Origin of the sequence: Achromobacter denitrificans NBRC 15125, assembly GCF_001571365.1 — a bacterium.
Taxonomy (GTDB): domain Bacteria; phylum Pseudomonadota; class Gammaproteobacteria; order Burkholderiales; family Burkholderiaceae_B; genus Achromobacter; species Achromobacter denitrificans.
On the sequence record NZ_BCTQ01000021.1, the window covers coordinates 23,463 to 44,008 of the forward strand.

Annotated in this window: 18 protein-coding genes; 8 read left to right on the forward strand and 10 right to left on the reverse strand. The window is 69.0% G+C overall.

The window, feature by feature from the left end; all coding sequences use genetic code 11:
• Positions 1 to 25: 25 nt before the first annotated feature.
• Positions 26 to 592 carry a 16S rRNA (guanine(966)-N(2))-methyltransferase RsmD gene (rsmD, locus tag ADE01S_RS17970; RefSeq protein WP_062683090.1) on the reverse strand — a complete coding sequence of 189 codons (567 nt, stop codon included), beginning with the start codon at positions 590 to 592 and terminating at the stop codon, positions 26 to 28.
• On the opposite strand from rsmD, the gene ftsY reads away from it, so the two are divergent.
• Positions 591 to 2,000 (forward strand): signal recognition particle-docking protein FtsY, encoded by a 1,410-nt coding sequence (gene ftsY / locus ADE01S_RS17975; protein ID WP_082775838.1) that lies wholly within the window; start codon positions 591 to 593, stop codon positions 1,998 to 2,000. The genes rsmD and ftsY overlap by 2 nt on opposite strands.
• Before the next feature lie 85 nt (positions 2,001 to 2,085).
• Here ftsY and ADE01S_RS17980 read toward each other — a convergent pair whose 3' ends face one another.
• The gene (locus tag ADE01S_RS17980; RefSeq protein WP_062683091.1) at positions 2,086 to 3,744 is read right to left on the reverse strand and encodes a CYTH and CHAD domain-containing protein; all 1,659 of its coding nucleotides are present in this window, start codon (positions 3,742 to 3,744) and stop codon (positions 2,086 to 2,088) included.
• Between the two features lie 314 nt (positions 3,745 to 4,058).
• Between ADE01S_RS17980 and ADE01S_RS31310 the strand changes: the two genes are divergently transcribed.
• The gene (locus tag ADE01S_RS31310; RefSeq protein ID WP_082775839.1) at positions 4,059 to 8,279 is read left to right on the forward strand and encodes an autotransporter domain-containing protein; all 4,221 of its coding nucleotides are present in this window, start codon (positions 4,059 to 4,061) and stop codon (positions 8,277 to 8,279) included.
• Positions 8,280 to 8,418: 139 nt separating this feature from the next.
• Here the strand turns inward: ADE01S_RS31310 and phnE (ADE01S_RS17990) are convergent, their stop codons facing one another.
• From phnE (ADE01S_RS17990) to ADE01S_RS18015, 6 genes are all read right to left on the reverse strand, one after another.
• Positions 8,419 to 9,243: a phosphonate ABC transporter, permease protein PhnE gene (phnE, locus tag ADE01S_RS17990; protein WP_062683092.1), complete on the reverse strand. Its 825-nt coding sequence runs from the start codon at positions 9,241 to 9,243 to the stop codon at positions 8,419 to 8,421.
• Positions 9,240 to 10,124 carry a phosphonate ABC transporter, permease protein PhnE gene (phnE, locus tag ADE01S_RS17995; protein ID WP_062683093.1) on the reverse strand — a complete coding sequence of 295 codons (885 nt, stop codon included), beginning with the start codon at positions 10,122 to 10,124 and terminating at the stop codon, positions 9,240 to 9,242. The genes phnE (ADE01S_RS17990) and phnE (ADE01S_RS17995) overlap by 4 nt, the downstream gene beginning before the upstream one ends.
• Positions 10,121 to 10,891, reverse strand: a complete 771-nt coding sequence (phnC, locus tag ADE01S_RS18000) for a phosphonate ABC transporter ATP-binding protein (protein WP_062683094.1) — start codon at positions 10,889 to 10,891, stop codon at positions 10,121 to 10,123. Before phnC ends, phnE (ADE01S_RS17995) begins: the two co-directional genes overlap by 4 nt.
• 7 nt (positions 10,892 to 10,898) lie before the next feature.
• Entirely contained in the window at positions 10,899 to 11,897 is a 999-nt protein-coding gene (gene phnD, locus ADE01S_RS18005) for a phosphate/phosphite/phosphonate ABC transporter substrate-binding protein (protein ID WP_062683095.1), read from the reverse strand.
• A 139-nt stretch (positions 11,898 to 12,036) separates the two neighbouring features.
• Entirely contained in the window at positions 12,037 to 12,855 is an 819-nt protein-coding gene (locus tag ADE01S_RS18010; protein ID WP_062683096.1) for an IclR family transcriptional regulator, read from the reverse strand.
• Between the two features lie 12 nt (positions 12,856 to 12,867).
• A complete protein-coding gene (locus ADE01S_RS18015) occupies positions 12,868 to 13,683 on the reverse strand; it encodes an HAD-IIB family hydrolase (protein WP_062683097.1) in 816 nt (271 codons plus the stop codon).
• Positions 13,684 to 13,841: 158 nt separating this feature from the next.
• Between ADE01S_RS18015 and ribBA the strand changes: the two genes are divergently transcribed.
• The 6 genes from ribBA to ADE01S_RS18045 all read left to right on the forward strand — a co-directional run bounded on the left by ribBA (position 13,842) and on the right by ADE01S_RS18045 (position 18,334).
• Entirely contained in the window at positions 13,842 to 15,017 is a 1,176-nt protein-coding gene (gene ribBA, locus ADE01S_RS18020) for a bifunctional 3,4-dihydroxy-2-butanone-4-phosphate synthase/GTP cyclohydrolase II (RefSeq protein ID WP_062683098.1), read from the forward strand.
• Positions 15,018 to 15,027: 10 nt separating this feature from the next.
• Positions 15,028 to 15,558, forward strand: coding sequence for a 6,7-dimethyl-8-ribityllumazine synthase (ribH, locus tag ADE01S_RS18025; protein WP_062683099.1), 531 nt, complete (start codon positions 15,028 to 15,030; stop codon positions 15,556 to 15,558).
• Positions 15,527 to 16,021: a transcription antitermination factor NusB gene (gene nusB / locus ADE01S_RS18030; protein ID WP_054451928.1), complete on the forward strand. Its 495-nt coding sequence runs from the start codon at positions 15,527 to 15,529 to the stop codon at positions 16,019 to 16,021. The genes ribH and nusB overlap by 32 nt, the downstream gene beginning before the upstream one ends.
• 218 nt (positions 16,022 to 16,239) lie before the next feature.
• Positions 16,240 to 17,205: a thiamine-phosphate kinase gene (gene thiL / locus ADE01S_RS18035; RefSeq protein WP_062683100.1), complete on the forward strand. Its 966-nt coding sequence runs from the start codon at positions 16,240 to 16,242 to the stop codon at positions 17,203 to 17,205.
• A gap of 59 nt (positions 17,206 to 17,264) precedes the next feature.
• Positions 17,265 to 17,771, forward strand: coding sequence for a phosphatidylglycerophosphatase A family protein (locus ADE01S_RS18040; protein ID WP_062683101.1), 507 nt, complete (start codon positions 17,265 to 17,267; stop codon positions 17,769 to 17,771).
• Positions 17,768 to 18,334, forward strand: a complete 567-nt coding sequence (locus tag ADE01S_RS18045; RefSeq protein WP_062683102.1) for a CinA family protein — start codon at positions 17,768 to 17,770, stop codon at positions 18,332 to 18,334. The genes ADE01S_RS18040 and ADE01S_RS18045 overlap by 4 nt, the downstream gene beginning before the upstream one ends.
• 46 nt (positions 18,335 to 18,380) lie before the next feature.
• Here the strand turns inward: ADE01S_RS18045 and pyrF are convergent, their stop codons facing one another.
• Positions 18,381 to 19,199, reverse strand: coding sequence for an orotidine-5'-phosphate decarboxylase (gene pyrF / locus ADE01S_RS18050; protein WP_062683103.1), 819 nt, complete (start codon positions 19,197 to 19,199; stop codon positions 18,381 to 18,383).
• Positions 19,200 to 19,205: 6 nt separating this feature from the next.
• Positions 19,206 to 20,525 carry an NAD(P)/FAD-dependent oxidoreductase gene (locus ADE01S_RS18055; RefSeq protein WP_062683104.1) on the reverse strand — a complete coding sequence of 440 codons (1,320 nt, stop codon included), beginning with the start codon at positions 20,523 to 20,525 and terminating at the stop codon, positions 19,206 to 19,208.
• Positions 20,526 to 20,546 lie beyond the last annotated feature (21 nt).

The window sequence follows — 20,546 nt, forward strand, 5'->3', positions numbered from 1 at the left end:
ATCCTCCGAAGCTCGGATTATTGATCTATTTGCGCAATGCAGCAAATTCCAGGAGATGGTAGTGGACCGCGCCTGCCTTGTCCTGTCGCAAAATCGTGAATCCTTCGGGGGCTTCGATAGAGGTTTCGGCTTCGACGTAGACCAATCCGCGCTCGGTCAGGATGCCCGGGAGCAGCGGCCACAGTCGCGGCAGCCAGCCCTGGCCGAAGGGCGGATCCAGCAGGATCAGGTCGAACCGGGACGCATCCATGCGTTCGGCCACCTGCATGGCATCGCCCACATGGATGCGTATCATGTCGGCTTTGAGTTTATCGCGCAGTGTCCGTAGCGCGGACGCCGCGGCCCTGTCCCGCTCGACCATCTGCACGTGCGCCACGCCGCGCGAGGCCGCTTCGAACCCCAGGGCGCCGCTGCCGGCGAACAGGTCGAGCACTGTCTTGTCGGCGAATTCGCCGCCCCACAGGTGGGTCAGCCAGTTGAACAGCGTTTCGCGGACCCGGTCGGGCGTGGGCCGCAAGGTGTCCACGTCGGGCACGACGATGGGGGTGCGCCTGTATTGGCCCCCGACGATACGAATATACTTGTTACCCATGTTCAGCCGCTTCTTCAAGAAAAAATCCCCTCCGCCCGCCGCGCCGGCCCAGCCCGCGCCGCCGCCGGAGGCCGTAGACGCCGTCCCCGCGCCGGCGGAGCCCGCCGCCGCGCCGGCCATCCCGGCGCCGGCGCCCCAACCCAAGCCTGAGGCGCCGGTTCCGGCCCCGGCTCAAGTTCCGGCCCAAGTCCAGGCGCCAGCCCAGGCCCCGGTTCCGGCTCAAGCCCAGGTTCAGGCTCCTGCCCAAGTTCAGGCCCCGGCCCCGGTTCAAGCTCCGGCCGCGTTCCAGGCACCGGCCCAGGTTCAAGCCCCGGCCCAGCCCCCGGCACCCATTCCGGTTGCGCCGGCAGTCGCGCCGCCCGCAGCTGCGCCCGCCCCCGCCGCGGAGGCGGTTCGCGAGCCCGTCGTTCCGCCCGCCGCGCCGCCGGCGCCTGCCGCGATTCCCGCGGCCGTGGCGCCCGAGCCCGTTCCCGCGCCCGTCGCCGAGGCGCCCAAGAAGGCGTCCTGGCTGTCGAGGCTGAAGCAGGGCCTGTCGCGCACCGGCCAAAGCATTGGCGGCATTTTCGTCGGCGTCAAGGTCGACGAGAACCTGTTCGAGGAACTCGAATCGGCGCTCATTATGGCCGATGCGGGCCTGGAGGCCACCGAGAAGCTGCTGACCGCGCTGCGCGCCCGGGTCAAGAAGGAGCGCATCGAAGACCCGGCCAAGGTGAAGACCGCCCTGCGCCAACTGCTCGCCGACCACCTGCGTCCGCTGGAGCGCGATTTCGACCTCAAGCGCGCGCAGCCGCTGGTCGTCATGATCGCGGGCGTCAACGGGGCGGGCAAGACCACCTCCATCGGCAAGCTGGCGCACACGTTCCAGCGCCAGGGGGCCAGCGTGCTGCTGGCGGCGGGCGACACTTTCCGGGCGGCCGCCCGCGAGCAGCTCGTCGAATGGGGCAGCCGCAACAACGTTACGGTGATTTCCCAGGACGGCGGCGATCCGGCGGCGGTGGCGTTCGACGCCGTCAACGCGGGGCGCGCGCGCGGCATGGGCGTGGTGATGGTAGATACCGCCGGCCGCCTGCCGACGCAGCTGCACCTGATGGAAGAACTCAAGAAGATCCGCCGCGTGATCGGCAAGGCGGATGCCGCGGCGCCTCACGAGGTGCTGCTGGTGGTCGACGGCAATACCGGGCAGAACGCCCTGGCGCAGATCCGCGCCTTCGATGCGGCCATCAATCTGACGGGCCTGGTCGTGACCAAGCTGGACGGCACCGCCAAGGGCGGAACGCTGGCGGCGGTGGCCGCGGGCAGCCAGGGCGTGCGCCCGATCCCGGTGTACTGGATCGGCGTGGGCGAAAGCCTGGAAGACCTGCAGCCCTTCGTGGCCGACGAGTTCGCAGGGGCCTTGCTGTCGGATTGATGTTCGCGAATCCGGCGCGCTTGCGCCGGAGCAGGACAAACGCAAAGGGACGGCGCAAGCCGTCCCTTTTGAGTTCAAGCCCGCTTCATTTCCAGAAAGGTTTGCTTGCAGCCAAGTCGTCGAAGGCCTTTTGCGCGTCTTCCGCCAGTTCCTGCAGGCGGGCGCTGATCCATCCCAGCGCGAACCAGGCCTGCGGGTGCGTGGCGGTACAGGCCTCGTAGTAATCCTTGGCCACCGCCAGGTCGTTGATCTCTCCCAGGATGTCCTGCACGCGCGACAGCAGCTTGCGGTAGCCGCGCAGCTTGTTCGCGGGCAGCAGCGATTCGGCGAAGGCCAGGCTGTAGCGCAGCCGCTTGCCGCGCTTGCGCAGTTCGTGCCGGGTGGGGATGTCCAGCGTGGCGAATTGCGTGCCCTGGTCGGCCACCTTGCCGTGCCAGCGATGCAGGCGGCGGGCCAGCTGCTTGCGCAGGCGCTGCGGGTCGGGCTCGGGCGCCAGCATCGGGATGATGGTGGGCCGCACGCTGGGGCCCGCCACGCCGCCTTCCAGCCGGATGGCGGGTTCGGGCGCGGAGTCGCTGGGCGTGCCGTTCGCGATGGCCTGGCCTTCGGACGAAGCCAGTGCCGGCGGCACCTCCAGGCTCCATTCCAGCAGTTCCAGCAGCCAGGCCTGGAAGGCCTTGCCGCCGGCGATCGCGCGCGCGTCCTGTTCGGGAGGAGCGGCCTCCATGGGAATCACCGGCATGCCGGCGCGCATCAGCGCGGGCGCCACCGTTTCGTTCAGCACGTCCTGGTCGCGGTTGGCGCCGAACGCGGCGAAGTGCGTGCGCACGCCCTGCAGGATGGAGTCGGGAATGGGCGCGATCCAGCCATCGAAGAGTTTCCAGGCCGAACGCAGCCGGCGCACGCCCACGCGCAGCTGGTGCACGTGTTCGGAGTTGCCGGCCCGGTAGGCGTCTTCGGTGTCCACCTCGGCCAGCACGGAGGCGTTGCGGGCGATCTGGTCCAGGCATTCGGCGGCGATGCGCGCCATGGCCTGCGACGGTGTCATGTCTTCGCGCAGCTTGACCCCGGCCGCGCCGCGCGGCGCCCAGAACTGGGCGATGGCCTGCGCGCGGCGGGCTTCCAGGTCCTCGCCCGGGATGGCGTCCGCGTCGGCCAGCCGCTGCGCCAGTTGCGCGAGCGCATCGCCGCGCTCGGACTTGCTGCGGGGGTCCAGCACCAGGCCGTGGCGCTGCTGCCAGCCGCGCGCGGCCGCGAAGATGGCCGCGGGGCGCCCCGAGACCAATTCGAATTCCAGCTCGGAGATGGGCAACTCCAGCGCGCCGGCGCGCAGGATGCCGGTGTCGTAGGCCAGTTCGATCGTGCCGTAGCGCGTGCGGACCTTGCGCAGCAGCCGCTGCACGTCGGTTTCGTAGCGCAGGCCGAGTTCGCCCTTGATGGCCGACAGCGCGGCTTCGACTTCGGTGCCCGCATAGACCGACAGGTCCAGCACGGGGCCGGGCCGCGGATGATTGAGTTCGATGCGCGTAATGGCGTTGATGCCGGGCATCTTCAGGGTCTGCACCCAATCGCGTCCTTCCTGGCGCAGCCGGATCGCGATGCGCGCCCGCGCGAGTTCGCGTTCGGGCGTATCGAAATACATGGCATGCAGGCGGATGCGCGTCGCCTCGCGTTGCTTGATCTCACGCTGCACGGCTGGGCGCGAGGCCGCTGGCACGTGCAGTTTCAATTCCTGTTCCGACATGGCGGCAAGTGTCCAACGGCAAAAGCCGAGATCTTAATCAAACGAGAGGGGTGATTTGATGACCGGTCATATTTGGTTCACATGGAGCATAAACGGGTTTGCGGCGCATCAACAACCGCAAGAGCGGCTCCGGAGCATGACTGGAGATCGGACCAAATCCCCGCAATTTACCCAGTATCAGTGATATGCAAGGTTCAGCCCCTCTTTTCTAATTGTAAGTGTCGGATGGGGTAGTTCCTGCCATGTCCCGACCGACGATTGCGCCCGCGTGAACACTCCACAAGCCGGCGCCGACCCTGAGAGAGAAAAGCGCCATGAACCGCACGTATCGCATCGTCTTCAATCGCCGCTCCGGCCAGTGGCAGGTCGCCAGCGAGCACGCCCGCGGGCGGGGCAGGAGCCGGCCGCGGAGCGTGGCGCTGGCGGCAGTGCTGGCGATGGTTTGCGGGGCGGCCGCAGCACCGGCGCTGGCCGGCGTGGCGGTGGACGGCGATGTGACGCCCGCCGTGAACTGGGGCGACGCCAATGATCTGGTCGTCGGCAATACCGCGCCCGGTTCACTGCTGATCGAGCTGTCCGGGGCGACCGTGCGCAGCGCCAGCGGCTGGCTGGGGCTGACGACGGGTGGGGTGGGCACGGCGACGGTCACGGGCCGGGGCGCGTCCTGGGTCATGAACGGCAGTCTGGTGATCGGCGCCAGCGGCAGCGGCAGCCTGACGCTGGCCAACTCAGGCGTGGTCTCGGTGGGCACGAATGGCCTGGGGCTGGTCGAGCTGGGCCGCAATCCGGGGGCGGTCGGCGTCATCAACATCGGCACCGCGCCCGGCAGCGCGGCCACCGATGCCGCCGGCTTCGTGGATGCGTCGGAGATCCGTTTTGGCGCCGGCGCCGGCACGCTCAACTTCAATTCGGTCGGGCCGGTGATGTTCACCCCCGCCCTGAGCAGCGGCGGGGGCGGCCAGCACCAGCTCAATCACTATGCTGGCGCCACGCAATTGCAGGGCGATAGCTCGCTTTTCCACGGCAACACCCGCGTTTCGGGGGGATCCCTGCAGATCCTCAACATACTGGGCACGGCCCAAGGCCGGATCGATGCCGGCATGGCCCCCGGCGCTACGGCGCGGGTCAGCGTCTTCAATCCCGGTTCGACCTGGGCCCTGACAGACAACCTGTTCGTCGGCGGCGACGGGCCGGGCGAGCTGAGCATCTTCAACAGCGGCACGGTCTCGAACCAGTTCGCCACGGTCGACGCCCAGTGGAACGACACGGCGAGCGTGGCGATTTCCGACGCCGGGTCGCGCTGGGTCAATCGCGAGGCTCTGCTTGTGGGGGCCAAAGGCGGGCGCGGCGCGGTGTCGATCCTGGCGGGGGGCTACGTGAGCAGCGTTGATGGGGTCATCGGGCAGACCCAGAATGGCAACGGCAGCGTCTTGGTGACGGGGCGCGGCTCGACCTGGGCCAACGCCCGCGAGCTCAGGGTGGGCGATGTCGAGGGTCAGGGCACGCTGATGGTCGAGGGGGCAGGTTCCGTCTCGAACGGCGACAGCGTTGTGGGCAGCATGAGCGGCAGCGGCAATGTCATCGTCCGCGGCGCCGGCTCCACCTGGAACAACAGCGGCGCCATGACGCTGGGATTCGGCGTCGGGACGGGGGCGGGCAGCCTGACGATCGCGCAAGGCGGGGTTGTCAACGTGGGCGCCAACAACACGGGGAGCGTCTCGCTGGCGAGGGATTCGCTCCTGTTCTACCGGACCGCCGGCACGATCAACATTGGCGCGCCGGTGGGGCAAGCGGCCGTGGGCGCGGGCACGCTCAACGCCGGCACGATCCAGTTCGGCGCCGGCAACGCGGCCGTGAACTTCAACCATAGCGACACGGCCTACGCATTCGCGACGCGGCTTGCCAGCGTGGGTAGCGGTTCCCATCGCCTGAACCAGATCGCCGGCACCACGCTGCTGACGGGCGACAACGGCGCGTTCCTGGGCAAGACCACGGTGTCGGGCGGCAGGCTCGTGGTGCTGGACCAGCTGGGGGGCGCGGCCGAAGTGACGGGCGGGACGCTGCAGTATGGCGATGCGACGACCGGCGCCGCCAATCGCCTGGCAGGCGATCTGCAGGTGTCGGGCACGGGCAGCGCCCTGGCGCTGCAGGGGACCGCAACCCTGGCGGTCGCGGGCAACGTCGGCATGGCCGACCACACCGTCCTGGATCTCACGGCCGGTATGCGCGGCGCGGCGCTGCGCGCCGACACAGTGACGCTCGGGGCCGACGTGACCTTCCGGCTGGGCGGCATCTACAGCACCAGTCCGGCCGAGGTGGTGCTGATCGACACCGCGAACGGCATCAGCGGCGACTTCGCCCGCATCAGCACCGGCGGCGCCGCCGGCTCGGTGGACTACCTGAGCGTCAACACGCGCAAGTCGGCGGACAACCGCCAGTACCTGGCCGGCTATGGCCTGGCCTGGACCGCCGGCAACAGCCTGGCGCACGGCACGTTCACGCTGGCCAATGCCTCGGACCGGTTCACGGTGGGCGCGGCGCTGGCCGACCAGGCCGCCAATGCCGCGACGGGCTGGAGCGGCGCGACGCTGACCAAGGCCGGCGCGGGGACGCTGGTGCTGAGCGGCGACAACGCCTATACCGGCGGCACCACCATCACGGGCGGCACGCTGCAAATCGGCCGCGACGCGAACCTGGGCAATGCCGCCGGCGGGCTGACGCTCAGCGGCGGCACGCTGGCGACCACGGCCTCGTTCTCCACGTCGCGCGCCGTCTCGGTGGCGCAAGCCAGCGGCCTCGACGTGGCCGGCGGCACCACCCTGGACCTGGCCGGGCTCCTGTCGGGCCATGGCGACCTGACCAAGCAGGGCGACGGCGTCCTGAACTTCAGCGGCGACGGTTCGGGCTTTACCGGAAGCATGATCGTCGGCGGCGGACGGCTGGCGGTCAACGGCAGGCTGGGCGGCGCGCTCGGCATCGGCGCGGGCGGCATGCTCGGCGGTACCGGAACGGTCGGCGCGGGCGCGGGTTCGACCGTAACGGTGCGCAGCGGCGGCGCGCTGTCGCCTGGCAACTCCATCGGCACCCTGACCATCGATGGCAACCTGATCATGGATAAGGGCTCGCGCTTCGTGGTCGAAACCAATCCCGACGGCTCCGGCGCCGACCTGGTGCGGGTAACGGGCAACGCCACCCTCAACGGCGGTTCCGTCATGCACGTCGGCGCCGATGGCAACTATGGGCCGCGCAGCACCTACAGGATCATGGAAGTGGGCGGTCTCCTGTCGGGCCGTTTCGACGCCGTCTCCTCCGATTTCGCCTTTCTTGCGCCGTCCCTGGATTACGACTATGGCGCGGGCAGCGTTTCGCTGAGGCTGGAGCGCAACGAGTCGGCCATGGCGCTGACGGGCCGCACGCGCAACCAGCGTGCGGCCGCGGGCGCCATCGATGGCATGGGCATGGCCAGCGGGCACGCGGTGTACGACGCCGTGGTGAGCCTGCCGGACGACCCGGCGCTTCTGCACGCCAGCTTCGATCAATTGTCCGGCGAGGTCCACGCCTCGGCCAAGAGCGTGTTGCTGCAGGACAGCCGCTATCTGCGCGATGCCGTGGGCGAACGCCTGCGTTCGGCCGCGGGCGGCGTCGGCGCCGTCTCCGCGCCCGTGCTCGTCTCCGCCGGCGAGGGCGCCCGGCTTGCGCCGGCCAACGCCAACGGGCCGGCCACCTGGATCCAGGGCATGGGCTCATGGAGCCATATCGATAGCGACGGCAACGCGGCCCGGGTCAAGAGTTCGACCGGCGGCTTCCTGATGGGCGCGGATGCGCCGGTGTCCGACGCATGGCGGCTCGGCGTGATGGCGGGCTACAGCCGCTCGGATTTCGACGTGCAGGACCGCGCGTCCTCGGGCGACAGCGACAACTACCATCTGGGCGCCTACGCCGGCGGGCAGTGGGGCGCGTTGGGGCTGCGCGGCGGCCTGGCCTACAGCTGGCACGACATCACCACCCGGCGCTCGGTCGCCATGCGCGGGTTTTCCGATCGCCTCAAGGCTAATTACGACGGCCGCACCGCCCAGGCCTTCGCCGACCTGAGCTACCGCATCGATACGCCGGCCGTGTCGTTCGAGCCCTTCGCCAATATCGCCTACGTCAATCTGGAGACGGACGGCTATCGCGAAAGCGGCGGCCCCGCCGCGCTGCGCGGGAAGAGCCAGACGACCGAGACCACCTTCACGACCCTGGGCACGCGGGCCATGTCGCGTTTCGAGCTGAGCGGCGCGCAAGCCGCGGGCCGCGGATCGCTGGGCTGGCGCCACGCATTCGGCGACGTCATGCCCCTGGCCACCCAGGCCTTCTCGGCGGGCGAGGCGTTCACCGTGGCGGGCGCGCCCATCGCGAAAGACAGCGCGGTGATCGAGGCGGGGCTGGACGTGCAGATCACCCGCCAGGCGGCGTTCGGCCTGTCCTACCAGGGCCAGCTCGCCAGCTCGGCCCAGGACCACGGCGTCAGGGCCAGCCTCAATATCCGTTTCTGACAAAGAAGGGGGAAGCCCCCGCGCTGCGCGTGCTTGCCGCTTCCCCCAAGGGGGCTTTCTTTCTTGGGACGGGCCATCGAAAAAAAAACCGCCCGTTTCCGGGCGGAGCAAAGGAACGCGGTAGGGCGGCGCGAGCGCGTCAGAGGATGCGCTTGCGAGCCTGGGTGATGAGGATTTCGGCCAGCACGACGACGCCGAAGATGGCGGCGAGGACCAGGGCCACGCGGTCCCACTGGAACAGGTTGAGCGCCGTGTCCAGGGCCATGCCGATGCCGCCGGCGCCGACCAGGCCGAGCACGGCCGATTCGCGCACGTTGATGTCCCAGCGCAGCAGCACGATGGACCAGAAGGCGGGGCGGATCTGCGGCCAGTAGGCGTACCAGATCACCGACGCCTTGCTGGCGCCGGTCGCGGTGACGGCTTCGATCGGGCCGCGCTGCGCTTCCTCGATGGCTTCGCCCACCAGCTTGCCGACGAAGCCGATGGAGCGGAACGCGATGGCCAGCGTGCCGGCCAGGGCGCCCGGCCCGAAGATGGCGATGAACAGCAGCGCCCACACCAGCGAGTTGACCGAACGGCTGGACACCAGGATCAGGCGGGCCAGCATGTTGACGGTCTTGCTGGGCGTGAGGTTGTTGGCCGCCAGCAGGCCGACCGGCACGGCCATGATCACCGACAGAATGGTGCCCAGCGTGGCGATGTGCAGCGTTTCGATCAGCGCGGCGTGCACGCCCTCCGGGTAGTAGGCCCAGTCGATCGGCCACATGCGCTGGAACAGGTCCGCCATCTGCTCGGGCGCGTCGTACAGGAACTCCGGGATGACCTCCACGCCGCGGATCGCCTGCACGATGGCGGCGACCACGAGCAGGTAGAGGGCGAAGCGCAGCAGGCGCTGGCCCATGCTGTAGCGCTGCCAGACGCGCGGCGTGCCCGCCGGGTTCAGGGTCGAGGCGGAAGCGTTCATTCTTCCACCTCCGCCTTGCGCGCCGCCGGCGTCCGGCTGTTGCCGACGCCGCGCGCGCCCGTGAAGCGGCTTTGCAGGATGCGCTCGAAGCCGAGGTTGTCCAGGAAGACCGCGCGCACGAAGCCCGCCAGGATTTCGCCCAGCATGATGATGGCGATCAGGGTCAGCAGGATGGCGCTGACGAAGTCGTAGTCGAAGCGCTGGAAGGCCGAGAACAGGGTGCCGCCCACGCCGCCCGCGCCTACGATCCCCACCATGGTGGAGTTGCGCAGGTTGGAGTCGAACTGGTAGGTGGCGAAGCCGATGAAGCGGGCGAACACCTGCGGCAGCACGCCGAAGATGATCACGTTGGCGAACGAGGCGCCGGTGGCGCGCACGGCTTCCACCTGCTTGAGGGAGATCTCCTCGATGGCTTCGGTGAAGAGCTTGCCGATGAACCCGATCGAGGCCACCGTCAGCGCCAGGATGCCGGCCAGCGCGCCGAAGCCCACGGCCTTGACGAACAGGATGGCGACGATCACGGGGTGCAGGGCGCGGCAAAGCGCGACGATGGCGCGCGCGGGCCACGATACCCAGGCGGGCATCATGTTGCGGGCGCCCAGCAGGCCGATGGGCAGCGCGATCAGCACGCCCAGCACCGACGCCAGCACCGCGATCTCCAGGCTTTCGGCGATGCCCTTCCACAAGGTGGCGGGCTTCTCGAAATTGGGCGGGAACATGCGCGCCAGGAACGTGGACGCGTGGCCCATGCCGCTTTCGAAGCGCGCCCAGCTGAAGTCCAGCTGCGCGCCCGCATACACGGTATAGGCCAGCAGCAACAGCAGGCCCGCCTTGGCGCGCCCTGACATGGCGAACGGACGGGCGCCGCCGGGAGGGGTCATTCCAGCCAAGACTCGCCTCCGTAAATCGTCTTCAGGGTGGCGGCGTCCAGGCCCTGGCCGTCGCCGTCGTAGACCACGTGCCCGCCCGACATGCCCACGATGCGCGAGGCATAGCGGCGGGCGAGTTCGACGTCGTGGATGTTCACGATGACGGGGATGCCGGTGGCATTGCCCTGCGCCGACAGCAGTTCCATGATTTCGACCGAGGTCTTGGGATCCAGCGACGAGGTCGGCTCGTCGGCCAGCAGCAGCTGGGGGCGCTGCATCAGCGCGCGGGCGATGCCCACGCGCTGGCGCTGGCCGCCCGACAACGCATCGGCCCGCTGGTCGGCGAAGCCCGCCAGGCCGACGGTATCGAGCAGCTTGTAGGCATGCTCGATGTCCTCGGCCTCGAAGCGCCGCATCCAGGCCTTGACGGCCGAGGTGTAGCCCAGCCGTCCGGTCAGCAGGTTTTCCATCACCGTCAGGCGCTCGACCAGGTTGTACTCCTGGAACACCATGCCGATGCGCCGGCGCGCGCGGCGCAGCGACGCGCCGCGCACCCGGGCCAGGTCCACGGTGCCATCGCGCGACTGCAGCACGATTTCACCGCGGGTCGGCTCGATCAGCCGGTTGATGCACCGCAAGAGCGTGCTCTTGCCGGTGCCCGAGGGGCCGATGATGGCGGTCAGCCCCTGCCCGGCGATCTGCAGGTCGATGCCGTTGAGGACCGGCTGGCCGGCCCGGTATTCCTTCACCAGGCCGGAAATGCGTAGCGACGTCGTCATACTGGACTTACTTCTTGCTCTTGGCGGTTTCGCGGTCGTAGGCGGCGCGGTTGAAGCTCTCGCCGCCGGATTCGGCGACTTGGCGGACGATGGCCCAATCCTTTTCGTAGGTCACCGGGTAGAAGCGGTCGGCGCCGTCGAAGGCCTTCGACATTTCCGCCGGGAAGCGGTAGTCGTAGAAGCACTTCAGCATCTGGTCGCGGAACTTCGGCTCCAGGTCATGCGCGTAGGCGAACGACGAGGTCGGGAATTTCTCGCTGCGGTAGATCACGCGGAAGTCGGCTTCCTTGACCTGGCCGCGCTCGACCATGCGCTTGAACACGTCGGAGGCGACGGCGGCGGCGTCGTAGTCGCCGGAGTTCACGCCCATGACGGACTGGTCGTGCTTGCCCGAGAAGATCACCTTGTAGTCCTTGTCGGGCGTCAGGCCTTCCTTGGGGAACAGCGCGACGGGCGCCATGTGGCCGGAGTTGGACGAGGGGGCGGTGTGGGCGAGTTTCTTGCCCTTCAGGTCGGTCAGCTTCTGGTAGGGGCTGTCTTTCTTGACGATGACGATCAGGTTGTAGCCCTGGAAGCCGTCGGCGTAGCCCTTGACCGCGAACGGCACGGCGCCGGCGATGTTCACCGCGAAGGCGGTGGGGCCCGTCGAGAAGCCGCCCACGTGCAGGCGGCCCGAGCGCATGGCCTCGATTTCGGCCGCGTTGCTCTGCACCTGGTAGAACACGACGCGCTTGCCCGTGCATTCCGACAGGTGCTTGGTGAAGGGCTTGAAGATGTCTTCGTAGACCGCTGGATCTTCCACCGGGGTGTAGGTGAACACCAGCGTGGACGGCGTCTTGAGCTTGGAGGCGTCGGACGGGGTGTCCGCCACCAGGTCCTTGTTGGCGTCGCAATACATCTGGTCCAGGTCGCCGCGGTTCGAGCAGGTGTCGGCGGCGTGGGCGGCGGGCGCCCCGAACGCGAACGCCGCAACGGCGGCCGCTTGCAATAGACGCAAGGCGTGCATGGTGTGTCTCCTCTTGTAGATGAATGTTTCCTGAATTCAATCACATAAGAGGGGACGGCACACCTGGGAAAGTCCCTGCCTTTGTTTTCGCGTTTTGTTCGAAATGTTCGCTTTATGTTCGTTTTTGCGCGAAGTGCGCTCAGGCGCGGTAGCCCAGCTTGCGGGAGATCTCCTGGGCGCAATTCAGCAGCGGACGCGCGATCGCGCCGTCCCAGGACACGTCGAACAGGCCCGTGGGGCCCAGGCTGGTCAGGGCCAGGACGATGTTGCCGGTGTTGTCGAACACCGGCACCGACAGCGCGTCGACCCCGGGCAGCGGGTTGCCCAGCGCCCGGGCCATGCCATGCACGCGGATGTCCGCGAGCTGGGCTTCGATATTGGCGCGGGACGCCTTGCGCGGAGGCGGCGTGCTGGCGATGACGGCCGTGTCGCCTTCCTCGCGGGCGATGTAGTGCTCGCTGACCTTGGGCGGCAGCCAGGCGGCGAAGACCAGGCCGGTGGCCGTATGCAGCATCGACATCACCGTGCCCTTGCGCATGTTCACGTGGACCGGGTAGCTGGCTTCGGTCATGTGGATCATGGTGGGGCCGTGGGAGCCCAGCACGGCGATGCCCAGGGTATGGCCGATTTCCGATTGCAGCTTGGCGATCTCGGGCATGGCGATGCGCACCGGATCCAGGCGCTGCAGGCTGACCAGCCCCATTTGCAGGGCGAAGGGCCCGAGCTCGTACTGGCCGGTGATGGCATCTTGCTGGACCAGGCCGACGCGGATGAAGCTGACCAGGTAGGGGTGGGCCTTGGCGGAGGTCATGCCGGCGCCGGCGGCCAGGTCGCGCAGGGTCAGGGGCTTGCCGGCGTCGACCAGGGCGGCCAGCAGCGGCACGCCCACCTCGATGGACTGGATGCTGCGGCGGCCGTCGTTCGCGGCGGCAGGGGAGGGAGTCTTGGATGTCGCCACGTTTCGGGAACCTCAGGCCGGCTGTGCTTGGGAGGCGCGCGCGGCCAGCAGCCGGTCGGCCATTTCCACGAACCCCGCGCCGCCGTGATAGGCGGCGACGAAGGCCGGGCGGTGCGTCAGGCGGTGCAGCTGGGCCTGGATGTTGGCCACGCCGACCGAGATCGGGAAATAGGCGAACATGGGCTCGTCGTTGGGGGAGTCGCCGATGAACAGCGTGCTGTCCAGGGCGCTGGCGACGTCCGCGCCGAATTCCCGCTGGAACATCGTGCGGGTCATGGTGAGCTTGTCGTAGTCGCCGAACCAGCCGTTGACGTGGATGGAACTGACCTTGGCCTGGGCGCCGGCTTCCTCGAAGATGCCGACGATCCGGCTGATGGCCGAGTCGGGCAGGGCGGGGACGTCTTCGCAGAAGTCGATGGCCAGGTCGGCCACGCGGTAGTCCTGGTCGCTCGCCACGGCGGCGCCCGGGACTTCGGCCAGCACCCGGTCGCGGATCGCGTCCAGCTTGCGGCGGCTGGCCTGGCGCGAGGCGGCGTCGGTCCAGTAGTGCGTCGTCATCCGGCGGGCCTGGCGGTCATAGGCGTAGTAGAACGCGCCGTTCTCCCCGACCACGGCGCGCACGGGCCACATGCGGGCGATATGGTCGCACCAGCCGGCGGGGCGGCCCGTGATGGGCACCACCTGGATGCCGGCCTGTTCCAGGCGTTCGAGCGCCGCGTAGGCGTCGGCCGGCAGGCGGCCTTCGGTCGTCAGGGTGTCGTCGATGTCTGTCAGCACGACGCGGACGGCCGCCGCGACGGACAAGGGCATGGCCGCAAGGGCTTGCATGGGGCTTTTTCCTCTTTGGGACGTCATTTCTGAGGGGGGTCTCCGGCCGGAAGTTTAACCGGATGCCTCTCTTTGGACGGGGTCGGAAGGGCCGGATAGGGGTTCTGCCTCCAGGGGCGGTAAAATCCGGGCTTTCCCGCCTGGTTTGCGTGCCCGCCATGTCCGTCCAGTTGTCCTCTTTGCCCGGCTCCGAGCCGGAATCCTTCGGCATCGCTTCGGTTGCCGAGATCATCGCCGAGCTGCGCGCCGGCCGTATCGTCATCCTGGTCGACGAAGAAGACCGCGAAAATGAAGGCGACCTCGTCATGGCCGCCGAATTCGTCACGCCCGAAGCCATCAACTTCATGGTGACCCACGGCCGCGGCCTGGTGTGCCTGACCCTCACCGAAGACCGTTGCCGCCAGCTGGACCTGCCCCTGATGGCGGCCCGCAACGGCACGCGCTACGGCACCAACTTCACCCAGTCCATCGAGGCCGCCGAAGGCGTCGAAACCGGCATTTCGGCCGCGGACCGCGCCCGCACCATCCAGGTGGCGGTGTCGCGCGACGCCAAGCCCTCGGACCTGGTCCAACCCGGCCACATCTTCCCCGTCCGCGCCGTGCCCGGCGGCGTGCTGGTGCGCGCCGGCCACACCGAGGCCGGCTGCGACCTGACCGCCATGGCCGGGCTGACGCCCGCCGCCGTGATCTGCGAGATCCTGAAACCCGACGGCACCATGGCGCGCCTGCCGGACCTGGTCGAGTTCGCCCGCCAGCACGACCTGAAGATCGGCACCATCGCCGACCTGATCCAGTACCGCAGCGAACACGAATCCATCGTCAAGCGCGTGGGTAAGCGGTCCATGCAGACCGCCTGGGGCACCTTCGAGGCCGTGGCCTACGAAGATGCCGCCACCGGCTCCGCCCATTTGGCGCTGGTGCATGGTAATGTGACTCCCGACGTCGAGACGCTGGTGCGCGTGCATGAGCCGGCGTCCGTGCTGGACGTGCTGGATACCGGCGCCAGCCCGCACAGCTGGGGCGTGGCGCAGGCGCTCACCGCCATCGCCGCCGCTCCGGCCGGCGTGCTGGTGCTGATGAACTGCCAGTCCTCCACCGAGCATCTGTTTGGCCAGATCGCCGGCTGGGCCGACCCGAAAGCCACCGCCAATCCCGCCAACGCCGATCGCTTCGGCTTGCGTACCTACGGGATCGGCGCACAGATCCTGCGCGACCTGAACGTGGGCCAGATGAAGCTGCTGGCCCGCCCGCGCAAGATGCCCAGCATGGCGGGCTTCTCGCTCACCATTACGGGTTACGATTGCGACCCTCCGAACACTCCCGCAACACACTGAAGGCCGACACATGAACCCTTACATCCTTACCCCCGACCTGAATGGCGAAGGGCTGCACATCGGCATCGTACGCGCCCGCTTCAATGAAGAGATCGGCCAGACCGAGCTCGAAGCGTGCCTGAAGGAACTGGCCGAGCTGGGCGTGGACGAGCGCGACGTGATGGTCGTTACCGTTCCCGGCGCGCTGGAACTGGGCGTGGCCCTGTCCCACATGGCCGAAACGTTTGAATTCGACGCCCTGATCGCGCTGGGCGCCGTCATTCGCGGCGAAACCTATCACTTTGAAGTGGTCAGCAATGAAATGGCCACGGCAATCACCCGTATTTCCCTGGAAACCGGCATCCCCGTCGCCAACGGCGTGCTGACCGTCGACACCGACGAGCAGGCGCAGGCCCGCGCGGCCGGCAAGGGCCGCGATTGCGCCCAGGTGGCCGTTGAAATGGCCAACCTGGTGGCGGCGCTGGAACCCGAGGAAGACGACGAAGACGACGAAGACGAGGACGAAGATTTTGACGACGAAGAAGACGACGACCAGCGCTGATAGCGCGGCGCAAGCCCGCGCCAACGCGCGCAGCGCACGGCGCCGTGCACGCGAGTTCGCGTTGCAGGGCGTGTACGCGTGGCTGCTGCGCGGCGGCGAGGGCACGCAGGACGCCGGCGAGATCGACGCCCACCTGCGCGACACCGAGGATTTCTCCGAGGCCGACGCGCAGTGGTTCAAGACCTTGCTGCATGGGGTCCTGCGCGAAGCGCCCGCGCTGCGCGAGCGTTTCACGCCCTACGTCGACCGGCCGCTGGCCGAGTTGTCGCCGGTCGAACATGGCATCCTGCTGATCGGCAGCTTCGAACTGATCCATCACGTCGAAGTGCCGTACAAGGTCGCCATCAATGAAGCCGTCGAACTCGCCAAGTCCTTTGGCGGCACCGACGGATTCAAGTTCGTCAACGGCGTGCTCGACAAGCTGGCGGCCGACGTGCGCGCGCACGAGGTTAACAAGAGGTAACCCCCCCGAAGCGCTGCGCGCTTCCCCCCCAGGGGGGCGCCGCTGCGGACCGGCGGAGCCGGATCCGCGCGGCCCGGATTGGGGGAGCACCTGTTTCTTGCGAGGGGTGTCGCGGCTGGCCCTTCTGGTTGTGCGGGGCACTCCGCATGATTTGTGGGGGGCGGCAAGCCCCCGTTGGGATTCAATACCGGCCAGCCGCGCCGGACTGCGGAGTTGCCTTGGCGTCCGAATTTGATTTGATCGCGCGCTATTTCACCCGCGCGGCCCCTGCGGGCTTGCTGGGCGTGGGCGATGATTGCGCCCTGTTCCCGGTACCGCCCGGCGAGCAGGTGGCCACCAGCACGGACCTGCTGCTGGAAGGCCGCCATTTCTTTCCCGACGTGGATCCGAAGGCGCTGGGGCACAAGGCCCTGGCGGTCAACCTCTCCGATTTGGCCGCCATGGGCGCGCGCCCGATAGGCTGCGTGCTCGGCCTGGCCCTGCCGCGCCTGGACGAACCCTGGCTGGCGGCGTTCGCCGAGGGCTTCCATGCGCTGGCCGACGCCCACGGCTGCCCGCTGGTCGGCGGCGACACTACGCGCAGCGCGCACGATCTCGCCATCAGCGTGACCGTGTTCGGCGCGGTTCCGCAGGGCCTGGCCTTGCGCCGCGACGGCGCCCGGCCGGGCGACGACATCTGGGTGTCCGGTGAACTGGGGGCGGCTGACGTCGCCTACCGCCTGCTGGACGGCCAGTATCCCGCGGATGCCGGCTTGCTCGCGGCCACCCGCCAGGCGCTCGAATGGCCGCGGCCTCAAGTGGCGCTGGGCCTGGCGCTGCGCGGCATCGCCCATGCCGCCATCGATATCTCCGACGGCCTGCTGCAGGACCTGGGCCATATCCTGACGGCCAGCCGCGCCGGCGCCAGCCTGCGCTACGGGCACATGCCGGCCGCCGCCGCCCTGGCATCGCTGGATGAGGCGCCCCGGCGCCGCGCCGTGCTCGGCGGGGGCGACGTCTACCAGCTGTGCTTTACCGCGCCCGCGTCCCGGCGCGAGGCCGTGCTGGCGGCGGCCGGATCGGCCGGCGCGCGCGTCACCCGTATCGGCGAGATCCGGGAGCAGGCCGGCCTGGCCGTGCTGGACGAGCAAGGCCGGCCCCTGGCCGACCTGCCCGCCGGCTTCGATCACTTTCCCGCGGCCTGACGGCCGCGTTCCGTTTCTCCCCGGACGCCATGCCTCCCTCCGATACCCGCTCCACCTCCATGCGCGACCGCCGCCGCGCCGCGTATCCCGCCTTGTCCTGGGTCTGCCGCGACCCCGGCCGGCTCATCGCCTTTGGACTGGGCAGCGGCCTGATCCGGCCGGCCTCGGGCACCTGGGGCACGCTGCTGGCCTGGGCGATCTGGGCCGCGGCCGCGCCGGCCGCGTCGGACCTGGCGATCGGCCTGTTCCTGGCGGTGGCGTTCCTGTACGGATGCTGGGCCTGCGATCGCGTGGGCCGTGAACTCCAGCAGCCGGATCATGTCGGAATGGTCTGGGACGAGATGGTGGCGTTCTGGCTGGTGCTCTGGCTGACGCCGGCGGGCTGGTTGCCGCAGGCGCTGGCTTTCGTGCTGTTCCGCACCTTCGACATCGTCAAGCCGCCTCCCATCAAGTTCTTCGACGCCCACATCAAGGGCGGTTTCGGCGTAATGTGGGACGATATCGTGGCGGCCGGATACGCCTTGCTGGTCATGGCGCTGATCGCGCGCACAGGAGTCTTGGGATGAGCGAACAACAAGATGGCTTCCGGCCCAATCTGTCGGCCGAGCAGCTGGCGCAGGCCACGTCGCTGGCGCTGGCCGAGCGGCTGGGCGAAACGCTGCGGCGCAAGGGCTGGATGCTGGGCACGGCTGAATCCTGCACGGGCGGCCTGCTGGCCGGGGCGATGACGGCGGTGGCAGGTTCCAGCGACTGGTTCGAGCGGGGTTTCGTCACCTACAGCAACGAGGCCAAGGTCTCCGAATTGGACGTGTCGCCCGACGCCTTGCATCACTTCGGCGCCGTCAGCGAACCGGTCGCGCTGGAGATGGCCAACGGCGTGCTGCTGGCGTCCCCCGCTGCGCACGTGGCGGTGTCCACCACCGGCATCGCTGGTCCTGGCGGCGCAACGCCGGGCAAGCCGGTGGGCATGGTGTGTTTCGGTTTCGCGCTGCGCGCGGGTGAAGGCATCAGCAGCCGCGCCGTCACGCACGTGTTTCCGGGCGACCGCGCGCAAGTGCGCCAGGCGGCGGTGGACTATGCGCTGCGCGGGGTGCTGGAATTGTTGGGAGCGCCGGTCAACCGGCGTTGACGCAAGGGGCGCCGCGGCAGGGGGCTCCAGGCCCCCATGCCCCGGATCAGCGCACCGCGTTGATCGCGTCGCGCAGGCCCTGGGCCGCCGTGCCCGCCGCCGCGCGCCAGTCGTCGCCGCCGCTGGCGTAGATGATGGCGCGCGAGGAATTGATCATCATGCCGTTGCGGGCCGCGTTGGCGCCCGCATTCACCGTCGCGGTGATGTCGCCGCCCTGGGCGCCGATGCCCGGGACCAGCAGCGGCAGCGCGTCGCCGATGCGCTGGCGCACGGCGGCCAGCTCGTTCGGGAACGTGGCGCCCACCACCAGGCCGCATTGGCCGTTGGCGTTCCACTTGTCGGCCACCAGGCCCGCCACGTGCAGGTACAGCGGTTCGCCGCCATCCATCTTCAGGAATTGCAGGTCGGAGCCGCCGGGGTTGGACGTGCGGCACAGCACGATCACGCCGCGGTCGCGCCAGGCCAGGTAGGGTTCGATCGAATCCAGGCCCATGTAGGGGCTGACGGTCAGCGCGTGCGCCTGGTAGCGCTCATAGGCTTCGCGCGCGTAGTTCTCGGCCGTGGAACCGATGTCGCCGCGTTTGGCGTCCAGCACGATGGGCAGGTCGGGATGCTTGTCGCGGATGTGCTGGCACAGCGCTTCCAGCTGGTCTTCGGCGCGATGGGCGGCGAAGTAGGCGATCTGCGGCTTGAAGCTGCAGGCATACGGCGCGGTGGCGTCGACGATGTCGCGGCAGAACTGGAAGATGGCGTCCGGCTTGCCCTGCAGCTCGCGCGGGAAGCGCTGCGGGTCGGGATCTAGCCCGACCTGCAGGAGCGAGTTGCTGGTGGTCCAGGCGTGTTCGAGTTTTTGGATGAAGTTCATGGGGATTCAGTGCAGTTTGACCCGGGGACGCGTGCGCCGCATGAGCAGGCGGGCGAGGGCCAGGGAGGCGGTGCGCGAGATGCCCAGCACGGCTTTGTGGTGCATCAGGTGCAGGCTCATGTACATCAGGCGCGCCAGTGTACCGCTTACGAACAGTCCCCGTCCGGCCAGCTTGCCCATGAGGCTGCCCACGCCGGCGTCCTGCCCGAGCGACACCAGCGAGCCGTGGTCCTGGTAGACGTACGGTTCGGCGGGCTCGGCGGCGTGGCGCAGGCGGGCGGTGAGCTTCTTGGCGAGGTAGTCGGCTTCCTGGTGCGCGGCCTGGGCGCGCGCGGGCACGGTGCGGCCCTCGCGCCAGGGCGCGGAGCAGCAGTCGCCCAGCGCCAGGACGTGCGGGTCCGGGGTCTCCAGCCGCTCGTTGACCTCCAGCTGGCCCAGCTTGTTCAGCGGCAGCCCCAGGTCGGCCAGCAGGGCCGGGCCCTGGATGCCCGCCGCCCACATGCAGAGCTGGGCCGGGATCTCGCGGCCGTCCGCGGTGCGCACGGTGCTGTCGGTGACCTCTGATACGCGGCAGGAGGTTTCCACGCGGATGCCCATCTCGGTGAGCCGCTTGGTGGCCGCCACCGAGATCTTCTCGGGCAGCGCCGACAGGATGCGAGGCGCGCCTTCGACCAGCGTGATGGCCAGGTCGCGCTCGGCGCGGAAATTGGGCAGGCCGTAGGCGCTGACGACGTGGCTGGCTTCCACCAGTTCCACGGCGAGTTCGACGCCGGTGGCGCCGCCGCCCACGATCACCAGGTCCAGCCGGGCCGACGGATCGCGCACCTTGGCCAGGTCCACTTGCGCCATCGTCTTGAGCATGGTCAGGCGGAACTGCTCGGCGTTTTCCGTGGTGTCGAGCGTAACGGCGTGCTCGGCCGCGCCGGGCGTGTTGAAGAAATTGGACGTGCTGCCCAGGGCCAGCACCAGCGTGTCGTAGGCCAGCTCGCGGCGCGGCAGGACTTCCTGGCCCTGCGCGTCGTTCACCGCGTCCACGGTGATCCGGCGGCGGTCGCGGTCGACGTGGTCGAGGCGGCCCTGCGCGAACGAGAAACCGTTCAGGTGGGCCAGCATCAGGTACGACAGGCCTTCCTGGTGGATGTCCAGCGTGCCGGCCGCCGCTTCGTGCAGGGACGGCTTCCAGATATGGAAAGGGCGGCTGTCGACCAGCATGACGTGCTGGCGTCCGTGGGCGCGCCCCAGCTTGGAGGCCAGTTCCAGGCCGCCGGCGCCGCCGCCGACGATGACAATCCGCTCCGAGGGGTCTGACGTCGATCTAGGCATCATGGCTCCCAGTATAAATAGCGA

What these genes read in the sequence shown, in the direction of transcription:
- ftsY (WP_082775838.1), top strand. Translation starts at nt 591, where the DNA reads ATGTTCAGCCGCTTCTTCAAGAAAAAATCCCCTCCGCCCGCCGCGCCG.
- rsmD (WP_062683090.1), bottom strand. Translation starts at nt 592, where the DNA reads ATGGGTAACAAGTATATTCGTATCGTCGGGGGCCAATACAGGCGCACC.
- ADE01S_RS17980 (WP_062683091.1), bottom strand. Translation starts at nt 3,744, where the DNA reads ATGTCGGAACAGGAATTGAAACTGCACGTGCCAGCGGCCTCGCGCCCA.
- ADE01S_RS31310 (WP_082775839.1), top strand. Translation starts at nt 4,059, where the DNA reads ATGAACCGCACGTATCGCATCGTCTTCAATCGCCGCTCCGGCCAGTGG.
- phnE (WP_062683092.1), bottom strand. Translation starts at nt 9,243, where the DNA reads ATGAACGCTTCCGCCTCGACCCTGAACCCGGCGGGCACGCCGCGCGTC.
- phnE (WP_062683093.1), bottom strand. Translation starts at nt 10,124, where the DNA reads ATGACCCCTCCCGGCGGCGCCCGTCCGTTCGCCATGTCAGGGCGCGCC.
- phnC (WP_062683094.1), bottom strand. Translation starts at nt 10,891, where the DNA reads ATGACGACGTCGCTACGCATTTCCGGCCTGGTGAAGGAATACCGGGCC.
- phnD (WP_062683095.1), bottom strand. Translation starts at nt 11,897, where the DNA reads ATGCACGCCTTGCGTCTATTGCAAGCGGCCGCCGTTGCGGCGTTCGCG.
- ADE01S_RS18015 (WP_062683097.1), bottom strand. Translation starts at nt 13,683, where the DNA reads ATGCAAGCCCTTGCGGCCATGCCCTTGTCCGTCGCGGCGGCCGTCCGC.
- ribBA (WP_062683098.1), top strand. Translation starts at nt 13,842, where the DNA reads ATGTCCGTCCAGTTGTCCTCTTTGCCCGGCTCCGAGCCGGAATCCTTC.
- ribH (WP_062683099.1), top strand. Translation starts at nt 15,028, where the DNA reads ATGAACCCTTACATCCTTACCCCCGACCTGAATGGCGAAGGGCTGCAC.
- ADE01S_RS18040 (WP_062683101.1), top strand. Translation starts at nt 17,265, where the DNA reads ATGCGCGACCGCCGCCGCGCCGCGTATCCCGCCTTGTCCTGGGTCTGC.
- ADE01S_RS18045 (WP_062683102.1), top strand. Translation starts at nt 17,768, where the DNA reads ATGAGCGAACAACAAGATGGCTTCCGGCCCAATCTGTCGGCCGAGCAG.
- pyrF (WP_062683103.1), bottom strand. Translation starts at nt 19,199, where the DNA reads ATGAACTTCATCCAAAAACTCGAACACGCCTGGACCACCAGCAACTCG.
- ADE01S_RS18055 (WP_062683104.1), bottom strand. Translation starts at nt 20,525, where the DNA reads ATGATGCCTAGATCGACGTCAGACCCCTCGGAGCGGATTGTCATCGTC.